Genomic DNA, 22,607 nt, shown 5'->3' on the forward strand with positions numbered 1-22,607 from the left:
GGTGCGGCCTCTCGAAGTGACACGTCGACGGGGGCCGGTCAGTCGACCGGCGTGGCCCGCCGCGGGATGAGGAACAACGCCCCCATGGACAGCACGCAGCAGCCCACGATGTAGAGGCTGATGCCGGTGCTGGACCCCGTGTCCTCCAGGATGGCGGCGGCGATCAGCGGGGCCGGGCCGCCGGCGATGACCGAGGCGAGCTGATAGCCGAGGCCGGCGCCGCTGTAGCGGACGTTGGCACCGAAGCCCTCGGCGATGAGCGCGGCCTGGGGCCCGTACTGCATGTCGTGGAAGACCAGGGACAGCACGATGGCGAGCAGCACGAGCCCTGGCGTCCTGGTGTTGAGCAGGGCGAAGTACGGGAACGCGAACGCGCCGACGCACACGATGCCGACCCCGTACACCAGGCGGCGCCCGTAGCGGTCGGAGAGGTGTCCGAAGACGGGGATGGTGAGCAGGCCGATGGCGGCGGCGATGAGGGTGTCGTTGAGCAGGTCGTCACGGGCGATTCCGAGATGGGAGGTCCCGTACGTCAGGACGAAGGTGATGAAGAGGTAGAACGGCGCCTGTTCGGAGAGCCGGACGAACGCGGCGGCGATCACTTCGCGCCACTGGTGACGCAGCACGTCCCACAACGGCACGCGGACGACGGCCTCCTCGCGCTTCACGGCGGTGAAGTCGGGGCTCTCCAGGACCTTGAGGCGTACGTAGAGGCCGATGGCGACGAGCACGGCGCTCGCGAGGAACGGCACCCGCCAGCCCCAGTTCTCGAAGTCGTCCCCGGAGGCGGAGCTCAGCCACTTGACCATGCCGGTGGAGATAAGCAGCCCGAGCGGCACACCCAACTGCGGCCAACTGGCCATCAGTCCACGGCGTTTCTTCGATCCCCACTCCATGGACAGCAGCACCGAGCCGCCCCACTCGCCGCCCACCCCGATGCCCTGGAAGACGCGGAGCACGACGAGGAGGACCGGCGCGGCGAGCCCGATCGAGGAGTAGGTGGGCAGACAGCCGATCAGTACGGTGCTCACGCCCATCAGCAGCAGGGTGATGACGAGCGTCGACTTGCGGCCGACCCGGTCGCCGAAGTGCCCGAAGATCGCGGCGCCGATGGGGCGGGCGGCGAACCCGACGAACTGCGTGCCGAAGGAGGCGAGCACGCCCGTGTACTCGGACTGCCCGGGGAAGAACAGGTGCGGGAAGACGAGCGCGGCGGCCGTCCCGTAGAGAAAGAAGTCGTACCACTCGATGGCGGTGCCGACCGTACTGGCGACGACCGCGCGGTTGCGGTGGCCGCGCGCGTCGGCCCGCCCCGCCTGTGACCCTGCGATATCCGTTTTCACGACGACTCCCTGCCCTGCCATCGGTCGAGCCACGGTGCCCGGGAACGAAACCTCCGCGAGAGTGCTCCCCGGTCACGTGCATGTCAAGGAATCCCGCAATGTTCAACTACTGGCCGCGCCCGCCCGTTGATAGCCTCCGGCACCATGGCGCGCGTATGGACACTCCCGACAGTCATGCTGGTCATCGGCGCAGTCGCCGCAGCCGGCCTGTTCCACCAGGGAAACCCCGGCGCGGCCATCGGCCTCCTGCTCCTCTTCGCGCTGCTCGCCGCCGTGAACTCACCACTGATCTTCCCGAGATCCCGCAGCGCGTCGGAGGCCCGCCGCCGCAGCGCCCAGGACGGCCGCCCGATCATCTACTGGCGCCCGGGCTGCACCTACTGCATGCGTTTGCGCCTCCACCTGGGCCGCACCGCCCACCGATTCCACTGGGTGAACATCTGGCGCGACGCCGAAGGCGCGGCGACGGTACGCGCGGCGAACGCCGGCAACGAGACGGTCCCGACCGTCACCACAACCGACGGCACACACACCAACCCGGACCCGGCCTGGGTACGGGTGCAGTAGCGGCGATCCGCCACAATGGATCCGTGCCCCACGTCCCGCCCTCCCGTCATCTGCTGCGTGCCCGTGATCTCGCGGACGCGCGGTACGGCGAGGCGCTCACGGTGGGGGATCTCTCGGCGGCTGCCGGACTGTCGGCCGCGCACTTCAGTCGGAGCTTCAAGGCCGCGTTCGGGGAGTCGCCGCATCAGTACCTGCTGACCCGGCGCCTGGAGCGGGCCGCCGCTCTGCTGCTTGCCACCGACTGGACGGTGGCCGATGTGGGGGTCGCGGTGGGGCTGCGCGGCATCGGGTCGTTCACGACGAGTTTTCGGCGGATGTACGGGGTGACCCCGCAGGCTTACCGGGCGGCGCATCCTCCCGCCGCGCGGCATGTGCGCATCCCCCGGTGTGTCGCGATGGCGTACGGACGGCCGCGGAACCGCACGTTTCGAGAAGACAGCGCCCCGCCGGGTGCCTAGCGTCGGTGTCGGGACCGAAGGGGTCCCGAAGCGGAACGGCCGATGAGTGAGGCGCGAGGACCGACATGCCGACCACGATCAAGATCGCCAATGCGCAGTTCTGGGTGCACGACCAGGACGAGGCGCTCGACTTCTACACCACGAAGCTTGGCTGGGAGGTCCGGGCCGACGTGACGATGGAGGCCTGGGCCTTCCGGTGGCTGTGTGTCGGGCCGCCCGGCGGCGAGGGGCCCGCGCTCGTGCTGATGCCGGTGCCCCGGCCGCCGATGCTCGACGAGACGGACAGCGCCCACCTGTCGGAGCTCGTGGCCAAGGGGGCCGGCGGAACGCTGTTCCTGGAGACCGACGACTGCAAGGCCTCCTACGACGAACTGTCCGCGCGGGGCGTCACCTTCAACGATCCGCCGACCACGCAGCCGTACGGCATCGACACCTCGTTCCGGGACCCCTCGGGCAACAACATCCGGTTGACGCAGGTGCTCGAATTCGATCCCGGTCGGAGCTGACCGCGCGCGGCGCCCCGCATCTCACGACGCTCTGACGTGGCGGCCGTCCTGCGCGTACTCCGCGCGGGCCGCCTCCAGGAGGTTGCGCCAGGACGTGACGGTGGGGCGCCGGCGCAGCAGGGCACGCCGTTCGCGTTCCGTGGCGCCGCCCCAGACGCCGTACTCGATGCGCTCGTCCAGGGCGTGCGCCAGGCACTCGGTCCTGACCTCGCACGTGTCGCAGAACCGCTTGGCGTGGGACTGCGCCGCGCCTTCCACGAACAGGTCCTCGGGGTCCGTGGCCCTGCACGCCGCCTTGTCCCACCACGAGTTGAAGATGTCCGCCACTCTCCGCTCCTTGCTCCTGGCAAATTCGGTCTGTCTCAGGTGCGATTCGCGACCGTACGCCATAGATCGCCAACAGGCAGCCCATGACCAGGAGTTGAACGGTGAGTCACCAGTGGTTCCGGGCCGTCAGCCGAGCCCGGTCAGCGCGTCACCGAGCCTGCGGAGCGCCTCGTCCACGGTGGCGCGCGGACAGCCCAGGTTCACCCTCATGTAGCCGTGCCCCTCGGCCCCGAACTTCTGGCCCCGGTCCAGCCACAGACGCGCCTCGGTGAGCATGAACCTGTCCAGCGCCTCGGCGTCCATCCCGAGGCCCCGGCAGTCCATCCACGCCAGGTACAGCGCGTCGGCGGGCAGCACACGCAGCTTCGACGTGGCCGCGTGCACCGCCTTCGCGAAGTGCTCGTGGTTGCCCCGCAGATAGCCGAGCAACTCCTCGAGCCAGGGCTCTCCGTGCGTGTACGCCGCCTCGGCGGCGACCATGCCCAGCACGTTGACCAGCGGGAACACATTGCGCTCGTACTGGCGGGCGAAGTCCTCGCGCAGTCGGCGGTCGGGGATGAGGATGTTCGCGCACTGCATTCCGGGGAGGTTGAACGTTCTTGCTGGGCGCGGTGCAGGTGATGCTGGCGCGGGCGAGCTCCGGGCCGAGGGAGGCGAACGGGATGTGTGTCCGGGCCGGGTTGAGGACCAGGTCCTGGTGGATCTCGTCGGACACGACCAGGACACCGTTGCGGGCGCAGATCTCGCCCATGGTGCGCAGCTCGGCCTCGGTCCAGACATTGCCGGTGGGGTTGTGGGGGTGGCTGAGGATGAACAGTTTGGTGTCGGGGCGGATGGCGGCCTCGAAGGCGCGGGCGTCGAACCGGTAGCCGTCCTCGGTGCGTTCCAGCGGCGCGTACGCGAGGTGGCGGCCGTTGAGGCGCACGTCCTCGTGGAAGTGGACGTAGACGGGTGGCTGGATCAGGACGGAGTCGCCGGGCGCGGAGAAGGCCTGGACGACGGTCTTGAGGGAGGTGATGACGCCTGCCGTCGGCACCACCCAGTCGCGCGATATCTCCCAACCGAAGCGCTTGGCCTGCCAGTTGAGCACGGCGTCGAGATAGCCGTCGGTCGCGCCGCCGGGGTAGCCGAGGACACCGTGGTCGACGGCGTCGTGCAGTGCGTCGAGGACCGCCTGCGGTGCCTTGAAATCGGTGTCGGCGACCCACATCGGCAGGGGCTCGGCCGCGGCCTCGTCGGGGGCGAGGAGAGAGTCGGCGAAGGTCCACTTCATGGAGTTCGAGCGCTTGCGGTCGACGACGGTGTCGAAGAGCGAAGCGGGTCCGGCTGCCGGGTGGTCTGATGTCGTGTCAGGTGCCATGCCTGGATGCTAGATCCGGTCCGCCGGTCACGACGGGGTGCTGAATCCGGTTCGCCGGTCACGACTGGCTGCTGAATCCGGTCCGCAGGCCACGACTGGCTGCTGAATCCGGCCCGCCGCCCACGACTGGCTGCTGGATCCGGTCCGCCGGTCACGACTCGACCTAGATCCGGTCCGTCAGCTCCTCCGCGTAGATCTGCGACAGCGGCTGGGGACCCACGTACTGCTGGCAGTTGCACTGGCCGGCCTCGTAGCGGATCGGCTTCTTGTTCTCGTCCCAGGCCGTGGGGACCTCGACGCGTTCGTGGCAGCGGCCCGTCTTGTCGTGCTTGGCCAGGTGGTGGGCGCAGCCGCAGACCGGTTCCGGCGGCTTGTTCGCGGCCTCCACCGCGAGGCGCGCCTGCTTGGCGGCCTCGAGCCGCTCCAACTTCCGCTCGTGCCGGGCGCGCAGCGCGCCCCGGCCGGTGTCCGCCACCCAGGCGAACGCTCCTGTCCAGAACAAGATGAGGATCGCCCAAACCCAGTTCATCTGCCGCCCCTTCCCCCCGGATGCGCGTGCGGTGACCTACAGGATAGGCGCCCGGCCCGGGCTACGCGCCTTTCTGGCGCGCCCGCACCACCCCCGCGCTCCCGTCCACCGTGATCACGTCACCGGTCCCGATCCGCGTCACGGCGTCCGGCACGCCGGCCTGCGACGACCCGCCCGGCGCGCCTGGTGACGTCGGACCGTGCCCTTGTTCATCACGCGCTGAACAAAGGCACGCGTCAACGCGCCCACCCGGTCCGATGCGCGAGAATGCGGGGATGAGCACCACCCCACCGGGCATGAACGCGACACCAACGGGCACGAACACCACCCCACCGCGGTCGAGCGCCACCCCACCTCAGATGAAGTCCTCCACGTCGCGCGCCACGTCCTTCGATGCGGCCGCCGGCCAGTACGCGACGAGCCGCCCCTCCTACCCGGCCGAACTCCTGGACACCATCGAGGAGTTCACGGAGACCGGCCTCGCGGGCAGCCGCGTCGCGGATGTCGGCGCGGGCACGGGGATCGCCACCGTGCTGCTGCGGGACCGGGGCGCCGAGGTGCTCGCCGTCGAGCCGGGCGAGGCCATGGCGCGTGAGTGCCGCGAGCGGATCGCGAACGTGCCGGTCGTGCGCGGCGACGGCAACGCCCTGCCGCTCGCGACGGACTCCCGTGACCTCATCACGTACGCGCAGTCCTGGCAGTGGACCGACCCCTCCCGCTCCGTGCCCGAGGCGCTGCGGGTGCTGCGGCCGGGCGGTGCGCTGGCGATCTGGTGGAACACGACGGCCTTCGACGTGCCGTGGATCAGCGACCAGCACGAGCGCATCGCGCGGCACTGCGGGGTGACTCCGAAGCCGTCCGTACGCCCCTCGGACAGCGACGCCGTCCGTCTCGCGGGCCTGACGGGACTGCGGGTGATGCGGCGCCACCTGCGCTGGAGCCGCACCGTGCCGCTCGACACGCATCTCGCCAACATCGGCAGCCGCTCCGCCTTCCTGGTCCTCGACGAGGGCGACCGGCGCGCGTTCCTCACGCGTGAGCGGGAGCGCTTGGCCGAGGCGTTCCCCGCCGGGGAAGTGGAGGAGAGCTACGTGGTGGATCTCCTGGTGGCCCGCCGGCGCTGACGAGCCGAGCACCGGCCCGGCGTTCAGCCCTGCGGATCCGGCAGCGGTTCCCCGGTCTCCAGGAGCGTCTTGAGGCTGGACAGCAGGGCGGGCCAGCCGTTGCCGATCATGCCGCGGACGGTGCTGTCGGGCTCGAAGCCGTCGTGGACGACGGTGAGCTTCACGGTCTCCCCCACCGCCTCGAGATCGAAGGACACCTTCGATCGGGCCTCGCGGGCGATGCGCTGCCGCAGTTCCTCGTCGACGCCGACGGCCTGCGCCCACGCGGGCGTGAACGTGTGCCACGTGTAGGCGAGGCGGCGCGGCGGGTCGACCTCGAGGACGACCTGCTCGGGGTCCTCGGTGCGGTTGTCACCCTCCACCCAGACCATGGGCGAGCCGGGCTTCCAGTCGGTCTCGAAGGCCACGCCCCAGTAGCGGCGGGTGAACGCGGGCGAGGTGAGCGCCTCCCACAGCCGCTCGGGGGTGGTGCGGATGTAGCTGGTGTGAACGAAGGGCGCGGTGGCGGCGGAGCCGTCGGGGGTGGTGTCACTCATGGGAGGTTCCTCTTCCAGTGCGGTACGGAGGTCGTCGAGGGCGGCAGCGCGATGCCGGTCGTAACGGCTGAGCCAGCGGTCCGCGACGGCGTTGAGGGGCGCGGCGTCGAGGTAGTGCAGCTTCTCGCGCCCTCGGCGCACGGTCGTGACCAGGCCAGCGGCCTCCAGGACGGCGAGGTGCTTGCTGACCGACTGCCGGGCCATGTCCAGCTCCCCGCACAGCTCGCCCAGCGTCTGCCCGCCCCGGTCATTGAGACTGTCGAGCAGCCGCCGCCGCCCGGGGTCGGCGAGCGCCTTGAATATCGCGTCCACGGAGGTCGTGCCTTCCTTCGGTCGACTCGACATGCAGCCAAGTGGCTGCGTAATCAACAATAGGCAACCGTTTGGCTGCATGTCAATCAGGGCGGGCGGCCGCCAGGACTCACACTTCGGCCGCTGGGCGGATGCGCCTCCTCAGTCCGCGGCGGCGGCAGTCGGATCCAATTCGCGTGCGACGCGGGGTGGTTGATGCCATCGTTGCCCCATGCAGGCACCCCCGGAAGACCCCCGCGTCGACGACGCCTTCGGCCGCATCCTGGCCCGCTGCTGGCAGGCCGGGGCCACGCCATGGTCGGCCGTGGAGGTCATCGAGCGTGATGACGGGCTGATCCGGGCGAACGACGCCGCGCGCTACTTCCTCACGCGGGAGGAGTGGCCGGCGCTCGAGCAGTGGGCGTGGGCGCAGGCAGCTGGGCGGGTGCTCGATGTGGGGTGCGGCGGTGGGCGGCACGCCGTCGAGTGGCTGGCCCGCGGGCACGAGGTGGTGGGGCTGGACTCGTCCCCCGAGGCAGTACGTGTCACACGTGAGCGGGGTGTCGAGGCGGTGGTCGGTTCGGTTCCGGAACTCCCCGACGGCCTCGGCCGGTTCGACACGGTCGCCCTGATGGGCAACAACCTCGGCCTGCTCGGCGGTCCCGACCAGGCGCCGCAGGTCCTGGCCGCCCTCGCCGCCGCGAGCCACCCCGGCGCGCTCCTCATCGGCTCCGGCTCCGACCCGGGTGACGGCGGCACCGAACACGGCGCGTACCACGCGCGCAACCTCCGCCACGGACGGGCACGGGGCCAGCTCCGCCTCCGCGTCAGGGACGAGGCGACGGCGACCCCGTGGTTCGACTACTGGCTGGCGTCACCCGGGGAACTCGCCGGCCTCATCGACGCGTCACCGTGGACCGTGGAGACCCTGCGCCGGGAGCCGGGCGGCTCCGGATACGTGATGTGCCTGCGCCACGCTTCGGCCTGACGCGCCGCTCGTCACGCCGGCGGCGACATCCCGCCCGCACCCCCCTCAGCCCTCCCGGGAACTCTGAGTACTCACCGACAGTTGTGAGTGCCATGGAGTTCATCTTCTTCATGACACTGCCGGGGCTGGTCATCGTGCTGACGCTGCTGGCCTTCGTCGACCAGCTGCTGTTGCGCGCGGGCCGGGCCGGGGTACTGCCGTGGCGACCCGGCATCCGGCAGGGCCAGGTCTCGGCGACCGGGTTCGAGCAGTTGCACGGCGCGCTGTCGCCCGGGAAGCAGCATGAGCTCAAGGAGCGGCAGTCGGCGCTGGTCATACCGGACAACGAGGACGACGGGGCGCCGCCGAACAGGACGACGGTGAACCTGGACGGCGGGACGGCGGTGGTCCGCCTGCCCCGCGCCAGCGGCTAGCCGACAGCGACACCGTAGGCGGCCCCTACGCCGCCTTCACAATCCCGCCACGCTCGGCCGTCGCCCACTCCGCGACCAGCACTTCGTACTCACGACGCTGGTCGGTACTCAACCGCCCACCGGAGCGCAGCATGAGATCACGGATCAGCTCGTTGAGCTCGTCGGCAGACCGCGCAATTTTCTGCTCGGGTGTGGGGATCATGTGAAGAGAATAGTGCCCGCCACTGACATCGGGCACACGAATTCCCCCGCGCCGGACGTGCTCTGCCACACACTCGCGACACTGCGCCACCAAACCCCGCCGTCCGCTACCTCTTTCCGTCCCACTTCAACGTCGCCGCCCGGTGCAGCACCCCGTATCGCACCCACCGCTCCTCCGCCGCCGCGACCGACGCGGCCGTACGGTCGGGGTCGAGGGTGGCGAGCTGGGCGACGATGGACTGACACAGGGCCAGGCCCGCCGTGAGGGACGGGAAGAAGGACGTGCCTTCGGCGGGGGCCAGCAGGACGTCCTCGGCCGCGGCGGCAAGCGGTGGGCTGGCCGCGTCCGTGATGACGAAAACGCGCGTCCCGCGCTCACTCGCGTCCTCCGCCGCTGTCACCGTGCTCTGGTAGAGACGCCAGAAGGAGATGGCGATGAGGAGGTCCTCCGGGCCCAGCGCCGCAACGGAGTTGACGAGATCCGCGCCGCCCGTGGCCTCGAGCCGGACGTCGTATCCGGCGAGCCGCGCGTTGTGGGCGAGGGCGGTGCCCGCGGAGGCGTAGCTGCCGGCGGCGATCACGAGGGTGCGGCGGGCGGAGGCGATCGCCTCGGCGATACGTGCGACCGCCTCGTCGTCGGCGTGGGCCGCGAGTTGGGCCAGGTTCTCCTGGTCGCGGCTGAGCGAGCCGGCCCACGACGTACCGCCCTCCTCCCGGTGCGCGGCGTTGACCTGGGCGGCGCTGAGGTGGGAGAGATAGCGCGCCCGCAACTCCCGCTGCAGGTCGGGCCAGCCGTCGTAGCCGAGCGTCTGGGCGGTGCGGGTCACGGTCGCGGGGTTGGCGCCGACGCGGCGGGCGACGTCCGCGACGGAGGCGTAGGCCGCCTGCTGGGGCTGCGAGGCGAGGAAGTCCACGATCGCGGCGGCCTTGGGGCGCAGCCCGCGGGCCGGGGCGGCATCGCGCAGCCAGGTTGCCAGTTCGCCGTGCACACACAACTCCGCTGTAGAGGACGCCTGCCGCCCCCGAGCGAGGCGCACGCCCAGACTCTACGTTCCCGGAACGTAACGCAAAGATCATTGCGTAAACGTCGGGACGCAATCTACGTTGCGTGGGCGGTGAACGTCCCCCGCGTCCCCGAGACATCGAGGACGCCCCCGACACCTTCGAGGATCCGCCCATGTCCCTCCTCGCTCGCCTGGACAGACTCCCGCTGTCCAGACCTCACTACGTTCTGCTGCTCATCGGCGGGCTCGGCTACACCTTCGACGGCATGGACGCGGCCGTGGTCGCGTTCCTGCTGCCGAGCGTCCAGGACCTGTGGCACCTGGGCAACGGCGCGCTCGGCCTGATCGGTTCGGCCTCGCCGTTCGGCTATCTCTTCGGTGCCGCGATCGCCGGGATCCTCGGCGACCGCATCGGCCGCAAGCGCGTGATGATGTACGCCCTCGCGTTCTACGTCGTCTTCACCCTGATCGCCGCCGCGGCCCCGAACTTCCCCGTCTTCCTGGGCGCCCGCGTCCTCGCCGGGGCGGGCACCGGGGCGGAGAGCGCGATCATCGCTCCGTTCCTCTCCGAGTTCGTGCCGTCCAAGCGCCGCGGCTGGTTCGTCGGCGCGCTCGCCGGGTTCTTCTCCTTCGGATTCGTGGCCGCCGCGCTCATCGGCCGGTTCATCGTGCCGCTGGGGGCGGACGGCTGGCGCTGGGCCCAGGTCGTCACGGCGGTGCCCATCCTGATGCTGCTGTGGTGGCGGCGGGCGCTTCCGGAGTCGCCCCGCTATCTCCTGGAACGGGGGCGGCACGCGGAGGCCGAGGTGGTCGTCGCCGACCTGGAGCGCCGCGTGGAGAAGTCAACGGGCCGTCCGCTGCCGCCTGTAGAGCAGACGCCCGCACAGACCGCGCCCACCACGAAGGACACCACCCCACCCAGCGTACGGACCGGGCTGCGCTTCCTCTGGTCACGTCAGATGGCCCGGCGCACCGCCGTCACCTGGGTGATGTGGTTCGTCATCACCTTCTCGTACTACGGCTTCTTCTCCTGGATCCCGACGCTGCTCGTCCAGCGGGGTATCACCGTCACCCAAAGCTTCTCGTTCTCGCTCATCATCTACGCGGCTCAGGTGCCCGGTTACTTCTCCGCTGCCTGGCTCAGTGAGCGCCTCGACCGCAAGCACACCATCGCGCTCTACCTCACCGGCTCGGCCCTCGCCGCGTACTGGCTGAGCCAGACCTCGACGCCGGTGGCCATCACAGTGTCCGGCGCCGTGCTGTCCTTCTTCCTCAATGGCACCTACGCGGGCCTGTACGCGTACACGCCCGAGGTCTTCCCGACCTGGATCCGTGCCACCGGCAGCGGTCTGGCCAGCGCGTTCGGCCGGATCGGGTCGATCATCGCGCCCACCGTGATCGGCCTGATGGCCGCCGGGGCCGGATTCGCCGGTGTCTTCGGCATGACGACGGCGGTGCTCGCCATCGGTGTCGTGGTGACGCTCGCCTTCGGCCTGTCCACGGCCAACCGTTCACTGGAGGACATCGGCGCCCCCGTCACCACCCATGCCCCCTCATCCCCGGCCACCCCCGCAACCAAGGAGTGATCCCCCACCATGACCAGCAACCCTTCGCCGCACACCGGTGACGCTCTCGTTCTGCGTAATGCCCACCTCCTCGACCTGGAGGCAGGGACCTGGCGCGAGGGCGACCTTCTGTGCGTCGACGGCCGGATCGCCGAGGACGGGTCCGAGCGACCGGGCGACGCCCAAGTGCTCGACGCGCGGGGCGGTTTCGTGCTGCCCGGGCTGATCGACGCGCATGTCCATGTGACCGCGTTCACCGCCGCGCTCGGCTCACTGGCCGGCACCCCGGCCAGCTACGTCACCGCGCAAGCGGCCCGCATCATGGGCGAAATGCTCGACCGCGGATTCACCACGGTCCGCGACATGGCGGGCGCCGACTTCGGACTCGCCAGGGCGCAGCGCGAAGGGCTCGTACGCGGCCCCCGGCTCGCCTTCGGCGGCAAGGCGTTGAGCCAGACCGGCGGGCACGGCGACAGCCGCGAGGCGGGCAGTTGGCACCACGACGAGCACCCGTGCTGCGCCGACCACGGACGGGTCGCGGACGGCGAGGACGCGGTGCGTGTCGCGGCCCGCGACGAGTTGCGCAAGGGCGCCCACCACATCAAGGTGATGGCCTCCGGTGGTGTCGCGTCGCCCACCGACCGCATCGACTCCACGCAGTACTCCCCCGCCGAACTGCGCGCCGCCGTCGAGGAGGCGGAGGCCGCGAACCGGTACGTCGCCGCGCACGCATACACCGCCCGTGCGGTCAACCGGGCCCTGGAGGCGGGCGTCCGGTCGATCGAGCACGGCAACCTGATCGACGACCGCAGCGTCGAACTGCTCACGGAGCACGACGCGTTCCTCGTGCCGACGCTCGTCACGTACTGGGCGCTGAAGAAGGAGGGCCGCGAGTTCGGGCTCTCCGAGGACAGCTGGCGCAAGGTCGACGACGTGCTCGGCGCCGGCCTCGGCGCCCTCGAACGCGCGGCGCGCGGCGGGGCCCGGATCGCGTACGGCTCGGACCTCCTCGGTGGGATGCACCGCCATCAGAACGAGGAGTTCCGGATCCGTTCGGAGGTGCAGAAGCCGCTCGCCGTGATCCGTTCCGCGACGTCGGTGGCCGCCGAACTCCTCGGGATGGGCGGTGAGATCGGGACGCTCGCCGCCGGGGCCCGCGCCGATCTCCTGGTCGTCGACAGCGACCCGCTCGCCGACATCACGGCGCTGGCCGATCCCGCGCGGCATCAGGTGGCCGTCGTCCAGGGCGGGCGTCCGGTCCGGTAGCGGGTGAGAGTCGCGGGGGCCCGCCGCACACACCGGCCGCACACACCGGCCGGCCCCCGCGCACCATGTGTCACACCCTGGCGACCAGCTCCAGGCCCTCCGCCACGACCCGCCCCTCGTGCGGAGCCGCCGCGAACCTGCCCCTACCTACCTTGTCCACCCGCCGTTAACATGTTCGAACTGCGACGATCACCCAGATCTTCGCAGTTGCCCGCAGCCGGAACCAAGCCACCAAGTCGGACAATTGAAGACCACACCACCTCATATACCCCTGCCGCAGCAGCGCGGCGCCGAACCCCGGCCGCCCGCCTGGCGGCAGCCGCGCACCCTCCTGTGGGTCGCGATCGGCCTGGTGACGCTCGGCTTCCACATCGCCCTGGAGTTCGTGGCGCGCCACTACGGGCAGCCGGGGCCGATCACCGTAGAGGCCCAGGAGGTGATCTTCGCGCCGCGTTCGGGGCCGCTGCTGTACGGCGGCCTGGCGCTCACCATGGTGGTGCTGACCTGGCGGCAGCGCCTGATCGCGCTGTGCACGGCCGTCGGCATCGACATCGTTTTCGTGCTGGTGCGGTTGATCGTCGGCGCCGACCTGAGCTTCGGCAACGGCGCGTTGTGGGTGATCCTGGGCATCGCCGTCCTCGGCCTCGCGCGCCGCACGGGCCGGGAGAGATCCGTTCTCCTCAAGGGCTCGGGCCTCGGCCTTCTGCTGGTCTTCGGCCACAAGACGGGCGACACCTGGCTCCTCATCACATCCAAGACCCGCCCCCTGGTGCTCGACCAGTACGTGGCCACCGCCGATCACGCGCTCGCCAACCCGTCGTGGCTGGTCGGCCGGCTCGTCGAGGCCACCTCTCCGTTCAGCGGCACTTTCCTCCATCTCGTATACGGTCAACTGCCGCTGGCCGCCGCCCTCGTCGGCCTCTACCAGCTGCGGCACGTGGCGGCGGAACGCCGGTTCCCGGCCCACCACTTGGTGCGCACCTTCCTGGCCATCGGTCTCCTCGGACCGGCCATCTACATGATCTTCCCGGTCGTCGGCCCGCTCTACGCCTTCGGTCCCGACGGCGCCCACTGGGCGGTGGCCGACATCTGGCCCCACACCTTCCCGGCGATCGGTGTCCCGCACCAGTTCCCGTTCGACGAGATCACGCCGCGCAACTGCATGCCGAGCCTGCACACCGCGTGGGCCATCACCCTGTTCATCCACACCCGCGAGGGCTCCCGCGCCATGCGCTGGGCGGGCACCTTCTGGCTGGTCGGCACGCTCACCGCGACCCTGGGGTTCGGCTACCACTACGGCGTCGACCTGCTCGCCGGCACGGTCTTCGCGCTGTCCATCGAGGCCACGATGCGCGCCTTCGCCCGCGGCTGGGACCGCCGGGCCACGCTGATGGCGGGCTACGGGACGGCCGTCCTCACCATGCTGCTCCTGTCCTACCGCTACCTCCCGACCCACATGGCCGCGCGCCCCTGGGCGTTCGGCCCGCTGCTGCTCCTGCTGACGGGCTCCGTGGTCCTCCTCTACGTACACACCACAAAGCAGTGGGGCCCGAAGGCCGCGCCTCCGCCCCCGCGCCCGTCGAAGGCGGGTTCGGCGGACCCGCAGCCGGAGCTCGCGTAGCCTCGTCGCCAGGAGGGACACATGTCGGGAGAGATCTCACCCACCGGGAGCCGCCCCGGCTCCGGCTCGGCACCCGAGCCGCGGGCCTCGCACGCCGACCGGGACCGCGTCGTGGACGTGCTGCGTGTCGCAGCGGGGGACGGCATGCTGACGGCGGAGGAGTTGGACGAGCGGCTCGAGGTCGCCTTGGCGGCGCGGACGCTGAGCGAACTGGCGCCGCTCACGGCCGACTTGCGGCCCGCCGCCGAGGCCAAGGACGTCGTCCGGATCGAGCAGGTGCACAGCGGCGCGATCGAGCGGCTGGGGCGCTGGGTCGTGCCGCGCAGGCTCGAACTCGCGGTGACCTTCTGCGACGTGACGCTCGACTTCACCGACGCCGTGCTCACCCATGACACGTTGGTGATCGACTCGACGATGATCGGCAAGCGGCTGACGCTGGTCACGAAGCCGGGCGTCGTGGTCGACACCGACGGCCTTCAGCTCGCGCACTGCAAGGTCAAGCAGCGGCACAGGCCGCTGGATCCGGACGCGCCCGTCTCCCTGCGCATCGAGCTCCTCGGCCACAAGACCCATGGCAGCGTGGTGGTCCGTCCCCCGCGTCGGACGATCGGGCAGTGGCTCCTGCGACGGAACGGATAAGACGGAACAGATAAACGGAACGGGTAAGGCGCCGCGCGGGTACTCTCGGGCCATGTCCGAGACAGCCGTGGCGCGCTTCTACGACGAACTGGCCGACGACTACCACCTGATCTACCCGGACTGGGACGTAAGCCTCCGGCGGCAGGGCGCGGCCCTCGACGCCGTGATCGGCCGGGACGGCGCCGAGGTGCTCGACTGCTCCTGCGGCATCGGCACGCAGGCCATCGGACTGGCGCTGCACGGACACCGGGTCACCGGGACCGACCTCAGCCCCCGCGCCACGGCCCGCGCCGCCCGTGAGGCCGCGAGCCGGGGGCTCCCGCTGCGCACGGCCACCGCCGACATGCGGCAACTCCCCTTCACCGACGGCCGGTTCGACGTCGTCGTGTGCGCCGACAACTCGCTGTGCCACCTGCTCACCGCGCAGGACGTGCGCACCGCCCTGACCGAGATGCGCCGCGTGCTGCGCCCCGACGGGCTGCTTCTTGTCAGCACGCGTCCGTACGAGGACCTGCTGCGCGAACGCCCCGCGTCGATGCCTCCGCAGGTCCACCCCGCGGGCGACGACGCCGGGCGAACGGTCACGTTTCAGCTCTGGCACTGGCAGGATGACGGCGAGCACTACGACTTGGAGCACTTCCAGCTCCTCCCGGACGACGGACGCGACGACTGGCGTGTCCGGGTGCGCCGCGCCTCCTACTGGGCCCTCGGCCAGGAGCGCCTCGCCGGGCTCGCGGCGGACGCCGGGTTCGTCGACGGCGAGTGGCGTACGCCGCAGCAATCCGGCTTCTTCCAGCCGCTGTTCGTGGCCCGCGCCGGGGCGCTTCTCAACTGGTGAAGACCAGGCTGACGTTGTGCCCGCCGAACCCGAACGAGTTGGCCAGCGCCGCCGACCACTGCCCGGAGCGCCGCTCGCCGCGGACCACGTCCAGGTCCACACGTGGATCGAGTGTGTCGAGGTTGCGCGTGGCCGGCAACGTACCGTCCCTGAGCGCGAACATCGCGGCCATCGCACCCACCGTCCCGGACGCGCCCAGCATGTGACCGGTCATCGACTTGGTCGCCGTGACCGCGGCCTGCCTGCCGATCACGCGGCCGATCGCCTCGGCCTCCGCGACGTCACCGGACTCCGTGGAGGTGGCGTGGGCGTGCACGACCCCGATGTCCGCCGGAGCCACTTCCGCGTCGCGCAGCGCCAGTTCCATGGCGAAGGACTGGCCGTCCGCGTCGGATGCCGTGATGTGGTCGGCGCTCGAACTCACCGCGCTGCCGGCCAGCGTGCCGTGGACGCGTGCGCCGCGTGCCCGCGCGAACTCGGGGCGTTCGAGCACCATCATGCCCGCGCCCTCGCCCATGACGAACCCGGACCGCTCGACGTCGAACGGGCGGGACACCGCCTCCGGGTCATCGGACCGCGTCGACAACGCCTTCATCTGGGCGAACGCCGCGAGGGTGAAGGGGTGCAGGCACGCCTCCACACCACCGGCGACCACCACGTCCGCCCGTCCGGCGCGGATCAGGTCCTGCCCCATGGCGAGGGCCTCCGCCCCGGACGCACAGGCGCTCACCGGGGTCCTGGCGCCGCCCTTCGCGCCCAGGTCCATGCTCACCCAGGCCGCGGGACCGTTCGGCATCAGCATGGGGACGGTGAAGGGTGAGAGCCGGCGGATCCCGTTGGCCTCGAAGATGTCGTCCTGGCCGAGCGTGGTGAGCACGCCGCCGGTCCCGGTGCCGATGACGACGGCGAGCCGCTCCGGCTCGACCTGCGGGGCCCCGGCGTCCTGCCATGCCTCGCGCGCGCTCAGGAGGGCCATCTGCTCGCCGCGGTCCAGCTTCCTGGCCTCGGGCCGCGGGAGCAGCGAGGCCGGGTCCACCGTGAGTCCGGCCGCGACATGCACGGGCAGCTCCGCGGCCCACTCCTCCTCCAGGAGCCGCACCCCCGACTTGCCGTCCAGGAGCCCCGCCCACGACGCCGGCGCATCGGCTCCCAGCGGCGTCATCGCGCCGACGCCCGTCACCTGCACATGACCGTTCCGAGTCACCTGAGCCTCCTTGCATTGTTCAGATGCTACATAGCTGCCGTCCTGCTTCCCCGGCGATCATGCCAGCGATCAGCGCGCCAAGCAGGACAAGAGTCGACCGTTTCGACGGCGACACATTGTCGGGTTACGACAATTGTCTCGCCGCACTCCCGCACCGGCCGGAGCACCCGCCCGAGTACCCACCCAAGTGCCCACCCCCGTCGACCGCCCCCTTGATTTCCGAGATCGTACGTGCTCGGATTATCTCGGCAGGCGGGTTCGTGAGAACCCCCGGTGGCGCCCCCGTACGGCGTCCGCCGCGGTGATCCCGCATGCCTTCGCACCCTCCGCACCAATCGCACGTGCCCAGTACGTCCGCGCTCGTCTCCCGGAGGAACACCCGATGTTCGACTTCTCGTCCGTCGACGTCCTCGACGCCTTCACCCGTGAACTGCAGCTGTGCAAGGTCCGCGAGGGAGAGCACGTCGTCGTGCTCTCCGAGCCCGGCAGCCGTGGTGACTACGTAGCCGCCGCGTTCGGGGCCGCGAAGAGCCTCGGCGCCCACGTCGTGTCCGCGACGGTGCCCGGCGGCAGCCCGGCCCCCCTGCCCAGCACCCACACGGGCGCGGGCCCCGGCCTCGTCTCCGTCCTCAACGACACGGCCGCACAAGAGCTGTTGAAGGCCGCCGACCTGGTCGTGGACCTGACCCGTGAGGGCTTCATCCACGCCCCGCTCCAGCAGGACATCCTCAAGACCGGCACCCGCATCATCTTCGTCTGCGACGCCCCCGACGTCCTCATCCGCAATCTGCCGACCGAGCGGGACAAGGTGCGCGTCCAGGAGGGCGTGGACCGGGTCCGTACCTCGTCCGTCATGCGCGTGACCTCCGAGGCCGGCACCGACCTGACGGTTCAACTGGCCGATTCCCACCCGGAGTTCCAGACCGGCTTCGCCGACGACCCGGGCCGCTGGGACCACTGGCCGAGCACGATGGTGCTGTGCTGGCCGGAGATCTCGGACGGGCGGATCGTGCTCGCTGAGGGTGACATCCTGCTGCCGTTCAAGGAGTACGTGCAGCGTCCCGTCACGCTCCACGTCTCGGGCGGCCACATCCAGGAGGTCACCGGCGGCGCCGAGGCCAAGCTGCTGAACACCTTCTTCGAGGACTCGCACGACAAGTGGGCCCGCAGCCTCTCCCACATGGGCTGGGGCCTGATGAAGTCCGCCGACTGGTTCGCCACCGCGATGTACGGCAAGGACGAGTTGATGGGCATGGACGCCCGCGCCTTCGCCGGGAACTTCCTGTGGTCCACGGGCCCGCACCCGCACCTCCAGCGCGACTCCTACGCCCACCTCGACATCGCGATGCGCGGCTGCACGGTCAGCCTGGACGGCACGGACGTCGTCACCGACGGACACCTCGTCGAAGGCTGAACCCGGTCCCCCACCCCAACGCCGCACCCCTGGAGGAGTCTTGCCTCTCAGCCAGTCCTACGAAGTCACCGTCGTCGGCGGCGGTCTCGGCGGCCTCACCGCCGCCCTGGCCCTGCGCCACAAGGGACTGCGCGTCACCGTCCTCGAACAGGCCGCCGAGCTCGGCGAGGTGGGCGCCGGCATCCAGACGGCGCCTAACGCCAGCCGGGTCCTGATGCGCCTCGGCCTGCGCAAGCAGCTGGAGGCCATCCGTACCGAGCCGCAGGACCAGGTGCGCCGCCGCTGGCAGGACGGCAGCATCATCGGGCTCACCCCGCTGGGCCGCCGCGTCCAGGAGGAGTTCAACGCCCCTTACTGGCACTACCACCGGGCCGATCTGCACCGCACCATCCTCGACGCCTGCACCGACCCGCTCGGCCCGGGGCCCGCCGTCGGGATCGTCACCGGGGCGCGCGTCGTGGAACTGGACCGTACGTCCCCGGACCGTCCCGTCGCGGTCACCGACGACGGCACCCGGTACGAGACCGACGTCCTGGTCGGCGCCGACGGCATCCACTCCCGCGTCCGCGACCTCATCGGCGCCGACGACACGCTCGTCTTCTCCGGCGACATGGCCTTCCGCACCCTGATACCCGGCGAACTGCTGCACGCCGACCCGGCCACCCGCTTCCTGTTCGACCGCTACCAGAGCACCATCTGGTACGGGCCCGGGCGTCACCTCGTCCACTACCTGATCCGCGGCGGCGAGTGGCTCAACATCGTGGGCTGCGTCCCGTGGCAGGACGAGTACGGCGAGAAGAAGACCTTCTCGGGCACCACCGACATGCTTGTCGATGCCTACGCCGACTGGGACGACCGCGCCCCGGCCATGCTCGCCAAGGCCAAGGGCGACATCACCTGCTTCCCGCTCTACCACCGCCGCCGCGACCCGAACTGGATCGACGGCCGCGTGGCCCTCCTCGGGGACGCCTGCCACGCGATGCTCCCCTACCAGGCGCAGGGTGCCTCGCAGGCCATGGAGGACGGGGCGGTGCTGGCCGAGGAGTTGGGCGCGGTGACCCGCGAGGGGATCGCCGGCGCGCTGCAGCGGTACGTCAACCGCCGCGCCCGGCACGCCGGGATGGTGCAGCAGGCCTCGCTGCGCAACCAGACCTTCTACCGCTTCCCCGACGGCCCCGAACAGCGGGCCCGCGACGCCAAGCTCGGCGAGCGCTACGACGGCGAGTCCGACGTGTCCTACGACTGGCTGTGGCGCGGCACCCCGCTCGACACCTCCGACGACGAGTCCTTCGCCTACCGCCACCACCACTGAGCCGATCCACCGGCCAGATCCCGCGCCCTGGAGGTCCCGTGCCCACCCCGTACGACCCCGCCACCGACCGCGTCTACGAGCGGGCCGGGTTCGGCGCCACCGTCGCCCGCGGCCGTCGCCCGGCCCTCATCGTGGTCGACCTGACCCGCTGCTTCACCGAGCCTGGCTTCCCCACCGGCAGCGATCTGACCGCCCCCGTCGAGGCCACGGCGGAACTGGTGCGCGCGGCCCGCGCCGGCGGCGTCCCCGTGGTGTGGACGGTGATCGCCTACACGGCCGCCGAGGCCGACGGCGACGCCATCACCTGGCTCGCCAAGGCACCGGGCATGCGGGCCCTGCGCGAGGGCGGCGAGGCCGTCGCGCTCGACCCCCGGCTGCCGTACGAGGAGGGGGACCAGTTCATCGTGAAGAAGGGCGCGTCCGCGTTCTTCGGCACCGCGCTGGCCTCCCTGCTGACCGGCCTCGGCCGCGACACCGCGGTCGTCTGCGGCGCCACGACGAGCGGCTGTGTGCGGGCAACCGCGGTGGACGCGGTGCAGTACGGCTGGCCGGTGCTCGTGCCCGCGGAGGCCTGCGGCGACCGGGCGTCGGGGCCGCACGAGGCGGCGCTCTTCGACATCCAGGCGAAGTACGGGGATGTCGTGGGCCACGAGGACATGGTGAAGTACCTGACGACGAAGGGAGTTTGAGACCATGGACGCGTCTTCCGGAGCCGCACGGGGTGCCGCACACGACCGCGAGGCTCGATGGGCGGAGCGTTTCCTGACGCAGCCCGGCCTCGCGGACCTCGCCGACGTCCCGGCCGTGAGCCGCTGGGCCCGCAGCGGGGACGTGCGGCTGCACGTCCTGGACTACGGCGGCGACGGTGTGCCGCTGCTGATCCTGCCCGGCATCACCAGCCCGGCGATCACCATGGACTTCGTCGCCCGTGAACTGACGGACCTGGCACGGCCGTTGGTCCTCGACATCCGCGGACGCGGCCTCAGCGACGACGCGGCGGACCACTCCCTCGACGCCCTCGCCGCCGACACGGAAGCCGTGATCGAGCAGCTGGAGCTGGCGGATCCCGTGCTGTTCGGCCACTCCATGGGTGCCCGGATCGCCGCCGCCACCGCGGTGCGGGGCCATGTCCCGCTCGGCGGAACGCTGTTGGTGGACCCGCCGATGAGCGGTCCCGGCCGGGGACCGTACCCGACCACGCTCGCGGCGTTCACCCGCCAGCTGTCGCAGGCCCGGCGCGGCACGGACGCCGACGAGGTCGGCGGCTTCTGGCCGACCTGGCCGCGCCGCGAGCTGGAGCTGCGGGCCCGCTGGCTCGCGAGCTGCGGCCTGGAGGCGATCGAGCGCGCCCACCAGGGCTTCGAGAGCGAGGACTTCTTCGCCTGGTGGCCCCGGGTACCGGCTCCCACGACGCTGCTGTACGGGGCGAACAGCCCGGTCGTCACCGCCGAGGGCGCCGCGGAGGCAGCCGCCGCGAACCCGGCGGCGCGCATGGTCCGCATCCCCGACGCGGGACATATGGTCTTCTGGGACAACCCGGCACCGGCCCTGGACCTGCTGCGCACCGCGCTGCGGCAGACCCTCGCACCGGAGCCGCGGGACGCCTCGATCCCCGCACACGACTCACACGACAGCGGTGCCATGACCTCGCCCTCCACCCCGCCCCAGGCCGACGACGACGTCGCCGCGCCCGACGAACTCACCCACGCCCCGGGCTTCCTGGCCCGCCGGCTGTACCAGGCGTACCTCGCCGCGTGGCTGCACGACGTCGACGCGACGCTGACCGGGCCGCAGTTCGCCGTCCTTCAGATCATCGGCGAGAACCCCGGCTGCGACCAGCGTTCCATCGCCGCCCTTGCCGCGCTCGACACCTCGACGATGGCCGATGTCGCGCGCCGCCTGGAGAACCGGGGCCTGCTGTCCCGCGCGCCCTCGCCCGCCGACGCGCGGCGCAAGCTCCTCAACCTCACCGAGGAGGGCCGAGCCACCGTGCACGACGCGAACCTGCGGGCCCGCAAGCTGGACGAGGAGCTGCTGCGGCCGATCCCTGCGGAGCAGCGCGCCGACGTCCTGCGTCACCTGACGGTGCTCGCCGACCACTGGGAGCGGCTCGGCCAGGAGCACTGACCGCCCCTCTCACCACCGACACCTGAGTACACGCCCTCATCAGGCACGCCTCAAAACTTGGAGCGAACCATGCCGGACCACCACATAGGGATGATCGTCCCCAGCTCGAACCTCACGATGGAGACCGAACTCCCCCGCCTGATGCGGGCGCGTGAGGCCGTGTCCCCGGAGGACCGCTTCGTCTTCCACAGCAGCCGGATGCGCATGAAGCACGTCACCCCCGAAGAGCTGCGGGCGATGAACGCGCAGACGGAGCGGGCCGTCCTCGAACTGGCCGACGCCCGGCCCGACGTCGTGGCCACGGCCTGCCTCGTCGCCATCATGGCGCAGGGCCCCGGCCACCACTGCACGGCCGAGGACGAGATCAAGGACGTGCTGCGCGGCCAGGAGGCGCTGGTGCCCGTGGTCTCCAGCGCCGGCGCGCTGCTCGACGGGATCGCCGCGCTCGGCGCGAAGAAGGTCGCCATCGTCACGCCCTACCTCAAGCCGCTGACCCGCAAGGTCGCCGACTACATCGAGGACGCGGGCGTCGAGGTGGTGGACGCGCTGAGCCTTGAGGTGCCGGACAATCTGGCCGTCGCCCGGCTCGACCCGCAGGATCTGCGCGAGCACTACAAGCGGCTGAAGCTCGGCGACGCGGACGCGCTGGTGCTGTCCGCGTGTGTGCAGATGCCGTCCCTGCCGGCGATCCAGCCGGTCGAGGACGAGCTGGGACTCCCGGTCCTTTCGGCGGCCACCGCCACCGCGTTCCGCATCCTGTCCGAGCTGGGTCTGCCGCCGCTGGCGCCGAACGCGGGCAGCCTCCTCGCCGGTCCGGCCGCGCCGTGAAACCACCGCGTTAACTCCGTGCGCCACCCCTTGCCAAGCATTTTCGTACGTGCTCGGATTACCTCAGTCCGCGCACTGACAGTCTCTCCGCACTGCCCCGCTCCCCCGCCTCATCAGAAACTCAGGCACCTCCCGTCGCAGTTCGT

Annotated in this window: 24 protein-coding genes and 1 pseudogene; 16 read left to right on the plus strand and 9 right to left on the minus strand. The window is 71.1% G+C overall.

Annotated features, from left to right (window positions below):
• Nucleotides 1-38: 38 nt before the first annotated feature.
• Nucleotides 39-1,343, minus strand: coding sequence for an MFS transporter (locus tag ACP4E5_RS04590; protein ID WP_425825410.1), 1,305 nt, complete (start codon nt 1,341-1,343; stop codon nt 39-41).
• Nucleotides 1,344-1,487: 144 nt separating this feature from the next.
• Between ACP4E5_RS04590 and ACP4E5_RS04595 the strand changes: the two genes are divergently transcribed.
• The 3 genes from ACP4E5_RS04595 to ACP4E5_RS04605 all read left to right on the plus strand — a co-directional run bounded on the left by ACP4E5_RS04595 (nt 1,488) and on the right by ACP4E5_RS04605 (nt 2,874).
• A complete protein-coding gene (locus ACP4E5_RS04595) occupies nt 1,488-1,910 on the plus strand; it encodes a glutaredoxin domain-containing protein (protein ID WP_425825411.1) in 423 nt (140 codons plus the stop codon).
• 23 nt (nt 1,911-1,933) lie between these two features.
• Nucleotides 1,934-2,368: a helix-turn-helix domain-containing protein gene (locus ACP4E5_RS04600; RefSeq protein WP_425825412.1), complete on the plus strand. Its 435-nt coding sequence runs from the start codon at nt 1,934-1,936 to the stop codon at nt 2,366-2,368.
• 65 nt (nt 2,369-2,433) lie between these two features.
• Nucleotides 2,434-2,874, plus strand: coding sequence for a VOC family protein (locus tag ACP4E5_RS04605; protein WP_425825413.1), 441 nt, complete (start codon nt 2,434-2,436; stop codon nt 2,872-2,874).
• Between the two features lie 21 nt (nt 2,875-2,895).
• Here the strand turns inward: ACP4E5_RS04605 and ACP4E5_RS04610 are convergent, their stop codons facing one another.
• The 4 genes and pseudogenes from ACP4E5_RS04610 to ACP4E5_RS04625 all read right to left on the minus strand — a co-directional run bounded on the left by ACP4E5_RS04610 (nt 2,896) and on the right by ACP4E5_RS04625 (nt 5,090).
• Nucleotides 2,896-3,192 carry a WhiB family transcriptional regulator gene (locus ACP4E5_RS04610; RefSeq protein WP_425841083.1) on the minus strand — a complete coding sequence of 99 codons (297 nt, stop codon included), beginning with the start codon at nt 3,190-3,192 and terminating at the stop codon, nt 2,896-2,898.
• Nucleotides 3,193-3,327: 135 nt separating this feature from the next.
• Nucleotides 3,328-3,780: a beta C-S lyase family protein gene (locus tag ACP4E5_RS04615; protein WP_425842168.1), complete on the minus strand. Its 453-nt coding sequence runs from the start codon at nt 3,778-3,780 to the stop codon at nt 3,328-3,330.
• 79 nt (nt 3,781-3,859) lie between these two features.
• Nucleotides 3,860-4,561, minus strand: a pseudogene (locus ACP4E5_RS04620) (MalY/PatB family protein); the annotation flags it as partial.
• A gap of 163 nt (nt 4,562-4,724) precedes the next feature.
• Nucleotides 4,725-5,090, minus strand: a complete 366-nt coding sequence (locus ACP4E5_RS04625; RefSeq protein ID WP_425825414.1) for a hypothetical protein — start codon at nt 5,088-5,090, stop codon at nt 4,725-4,727.
• A 359-nt stretch (nt 5,091-5,449) separates the two neighbouring features.
• Between ACP4E5_RS04625 and ACP4E5_RS04630 the strand changes: the two genes are divergently transcribed.
• Nucleotides 5,450-6,214: a class I SAM-dependent methyltransferase gene (locus ACP4E5_RS04630; protein ID WP_425841086.1), complete on the plus strand. Its 765-nt coding sequence runs from the start codon at nt 5,450-5,452 to the stop codon at nt 6,212-6,214.
• A 23-nt stretch (nt 6,215-6,237) separates the two neighbouring features.
• Here ACP4E5_RS04630 and ACP4E5_RS04635 read toward each other — a convergent pair whose 3' ends face one another.
• On the minus strand, nt 6,238-7,062 hold the full coding sequence (locus ACP4E5_RS04635; RefSeq protein ID WP_425825415.1) for an ArsR/SmtB family transcription factor: 825 nt from the start codon (nt 7,060-7,062) through the stop codon (nt 6,238-6,240).
• A gap of 211 nt (nt 7,063-7,273) precedes the next feature.
• Between ACP4E5_RS04635 and ACP4E5_RS04640 the strand changes: the two genes are divergently transcribed.
• Together ACP4E5_RS04640 and ACP4E5_RS04645 are read left to right on the plus strand one after the other, a co-directional pair.
• The gene (locus tag ACP4E5_RS04640; protein WP_425825416.1) at nt 7,274-8,029 is read left to right on the plus strand and encodes a class I SAM-dependent methyltransferase; all 756 of its coding nucleotides are present in this window, start codon (nt 7,274-7,276) and stop codon (nt 8,027-8,029) included.
• Nucleotides 8,030-8,121: 92 nt separating this feature from the next.
• Nucleotides 8,122-8,442 carry a DUF6191 domain-containing protein gene (locus tag ACP4E5_RS04645; RefSeq protein WP_425825417.1) on the plus strand — a complete coding sequence of 107 codons (321 nt, stop codon included), beginning with the start codon at nt 8,122-8,124 and terminating at the stop codon, nt 8,440-8,442.
• Nucleotides 8,443-8,467: 25 nt separating this feature from the next.
• On the opposite strand, the gene ACP4E5_RS04650 is transcribed toward ACP4E5_RS04645, so the two are convergent.
• Both ACP4E5_RS04650 and ACP4E5_RS04655 read right to left on the minus strand, forming a co-directional pair.
• The gene (locus ACP4E5_RS04650; protein WP_425825418.1) at nt 8,468-8,644 is read right to left on the minus strand and encodes a hypothetical protein; all 177 of its coding nucleotides are present in this window, start codon (nt 8,642-8,644) and stop codon (nt 8,468-8,470) included.
• Nucleotides 8,645-8,750: 106 nt separating this feature from the next.
• Complete coding sequence (locus ACP4E5_RS04655; RefSeq protein ID WP_425825419.1) at nt 8,751-9,680, minus strand: MurR/RpiR family transcriptional regulator; 930 nt, start codon at nt 9,678-9,680, stop codon at nt 8,751-8,753.
• Between the two features lie 140 nt (nt 9,681-9,820).
• Between ACP4E5_RS04655 and ACP4E5_RS04660 the strand changes: the two genes are divergently transcribed.
• The 5 genes from ACP4E5_RS04660 (at nt 9,821) to ACP4E5_RS04680 (ending at nt 15,576) form a co-directional block, all read left to right on the plus strand.
• A complete protein-coding gene (locus tag ACP4E5_RS04660; RefSeq protein WP_425825420.1) occupies nt 9,821-11,233 on the plus strand; it encodes an MFS transporter in 1,413 nt (470 codons plus the stop codon).
• Nucleotides 11,234-11,242: 9 nt separating this feature from the next.
• Nucleotides 11,243-12,478: a metal-dependent hydrolase family protein gene (locus ACP4E5_RS04665; protein ID WP_425825421.1), complete on the plus strand. Its 1,236-nt coding sequence runs from the start codon at nt 11,243-11,245 to the stop codon at nt 12,476-12,478.
• Between the two features lie 244 nt (nt 12,479-12,722).
• The gene (locus tag ACP4E5_RS04670) at nt 12,723-14,099 is read left to right on the plus strand and encodes a phosphatase PAP2 family protein (RefSeq protein ID WP_425825422.1); all 1,377 of its coding nucleotides are present in this window, start codon (nt 12,723-12,725) and stop codon (nt 14,097-14,099) included.
• Between the two features lie 21 nt (nt 14,100-14,120).
• Nucleotides 14,121-14,738 (plus strand): DUF1707 SHOCT-like domain-containing protein, encoded by a 618-nt coding sequence (locus tag ACP4E5_RS04675; protein ID WP_425825423.1) that lies wholly within the window; start codon nt 14,121-14,123, stop codon nt 14,736-14,738.
• A gap of 52 nt (nt 14,739-14,790) precedes the next feature.
• Nucleotides 14,791-15,576, plus strand: coding sequence for a class I SAM-dependent methyltransferase (locus ACP4E5_RS04680; protein ID WP_425825424.1), 786 nt, complete (start codon nt 14,791-14,793; stop codon nt 15,574-15,576).
• Here the strand turns inward: ACP4E5_RS04680 and ACP4E5_RS04685 are convergent.
• A complete protein-coding gene (locus ACP4E5_RS04685) occupies nt 15,566-16,780 on the minus strand; it encodes a beta-ketoacyl-[acyl-carrier-protein] synthase family protein (protein WP_425825425.1) in 1,215 nt (404 codons plus the stop codon). The genes ACP4E5_RS04680 and ACP4E5_RS04685 overlap by 11 nt on opposite strands.
• A 382-nt stretch (nt 16,781-17,162) precedes the next feature.
• Between ACP4E5_RS04685 and ACP4E5_RS04690 the strand changes: the two genes are divergently transcribed.
• The 5 genes from ACP4E5_RS04690 to ACP4E5_RS04710 all read left to right on the plus strand — a co-directional run bounded on the left by ACP4E5_RS04690 (nt 17,163) and on the right by ACP4E5_RS04710 (nt 22,461).
• Entirely contained in the window at nt 17,163-18,194 is a 1,032-nt protein-coding gene (locus ACP4E5_RS04690; protein WP_425825426.1) for a 2,5-dihydroxypyridine 5,6-dioxygenase NicX family protein, read from the plus strand.
• Nucleotides 18,195-18,234: 40 nt separating this feature from the next.
• Nucleotides 18,235-19,506: an FAD-dependent monooxygenase gene (locus tag ACP4E5_RS04695; RefSeq protein WP_425825427.1), complete on the plus strand. Its 1,272-nt coding sequence runs from the start codon at nt 18,235-18,237 to the stop codon at nt 19,504-19,506.
• 38 nt (nt 19,507-19,544) lie between these two features.
• The gene (locus ACP4E5_RS04700) at nt 19,545-20,195 is read left to right on the plus strand and encodes an isochorismatase family protein (protein ID WP_425825428.1); all 651 of its coding nucleotides are present in this window, start codon (nt 19,545-19,547) and stop codon (nt 20,193-20,195) included.
• Nucleotides 20,196-20,199: 4 nt separating this feature from the next.
• Nucleotides 20,200-21,633: an alpha/beta fold hydrolase gene (locus ACP4E5_RS04705; protein ID WP_425825429.1), complete on the plus strand. Its 1,434-nt coding sequence runs from the start codon at nt 20,200-20,202 to the stop codon at nt 21,631-21,633.
• A 69-nt stretch (nt 21,634-21,702) separates the two neighbouring features.
• Entirely contained in the window at nt 21,703-22,461 is a 759-nt protein-coding gene (locus ACP4E5_RS04710; RefSeq protein ID WP_425825430.1) for a maleate cis-trans isomerase family protein, read from the plus strand.
• Nucleotides 22,462-22,607: the final 146 nt, after the last annotated feature.

This window comes from Streptomyces fractus (genome assembly GCF_049844455.1).
GTDB classification, from domain to species: Bacteria; Actinomycetota; Actinomycetes; order Streptomycetales; family Streptomycetaceae; genus Streptomyces; species Streptomyces fractus.

Bases quoted from the DNA above. Each gene is read 5' to 3' on its own strand.
- ACP4E5_RS04645 (WP_425825417.1), top strand. From the start codon at position 8,122: ATGGAGTTCATCTTCTTCATGACACTGCCGGGGCTGGTCATCGTGCTG.
- ACP4E5_RS04660 (WP_425825420.1), top strand. From the start codon at position 9,821: ATGTCCCTCCTCGCTCGCCTGGACAGACTCCCGCTGTCCAGACCTCAC.
- ACP4E5_RS04630 (WP_425841086.1), top strand. From the start codon at position 5,450: ATGAAGTCCTCCACGTCGCGCGCCACGTCCTTCGATGCGGCCGCCGGC.
- ACP4E5_RS04710 (WP_425825430.1), top strand. From the start codon at position 21,703: ATGCCGGACCACCACATAGGGATGATCGTCCCCAGCTCGAACCTCACG.
- ACP4E5_RS04705 (WP_425825429.1), top strand. From the start codon at position 20,200: ATGGACGCGTCTTCCGGAGCCGCACGGGGTGCCGCACACGACCGCGAG.
- ACP4E5_RS04640 (WP_425825416.1), top strand. From the start codon at position 7,274: ATGCAGGCACCCCCGGAAGACCCCCGCGTCGACGACGCCTTCGGCCGC.
- ACP4E5_RS04680 (WP_425825424.1), top strand. From the start codon at position 14,791: ATGTCCGAGACAGCCGTGGCGCGCTTCTACGACGAACTGGCCGACGAC.
- ACP4E5_RS04605 (WP_425825413.1), top strand. From the start codon at position 2,434: ATGCCGACCACGATCAAGATCGCCAATGCGCAGTTCTGGGTGCACGAC.
- ACP4E5_RS04625 (WP_425825414.1), bottom strand. From the start codon at position 5,090: ATGAACTGGGTTTGGGCGATCCTCATCTTGTTCTGGACAGGAGCGTTC.
- ACP4E5_RS04595 (WP_425825411.1), top strand. From the start codon at position 1,488: ATGGCGCGCGTATGGACACTCCCGACAGTCATGCTGGTCATCGGCGCA.
- ACP4E5_RS04650 (WP_425825418.1), bottom strand. From the start codon at position 8,644: ATGATCCCCACACCCGAGCAGAAAATTGCGCGGTCTGCCGACGAGCTC.
- ACP4E5_RS04690 (WP_425825426.1), top strand. From the start codon at position 17,163: ATGTTCGACTTCTCGTCCGTCGACGTCCTCGACGCCTTCACCCGTGAA.
- ACP4E5_RS04675 (WP_425825423.1), top strand. From the start codon at position 14,121: ATGTCGGGAGAGATCTCACCCACCGGGAGCCGCCCCGGCTCCGGCTCG.
- ACP4E5_RS04615 (WP_425842168.1), bottom strand. From the start codon at position 3,780: ATGCAGTGCGCGAACATCCTCATCCCCGACCGCCGACTGCGCGAGGAC.
- ACP4E5_RS04665 (WP_425825421.1), top strand. From the start codon at position 11,243: ATGACCAGCAACCCTTCGCCGCACACCGGTGACGCTCTCGTTCTGCGT.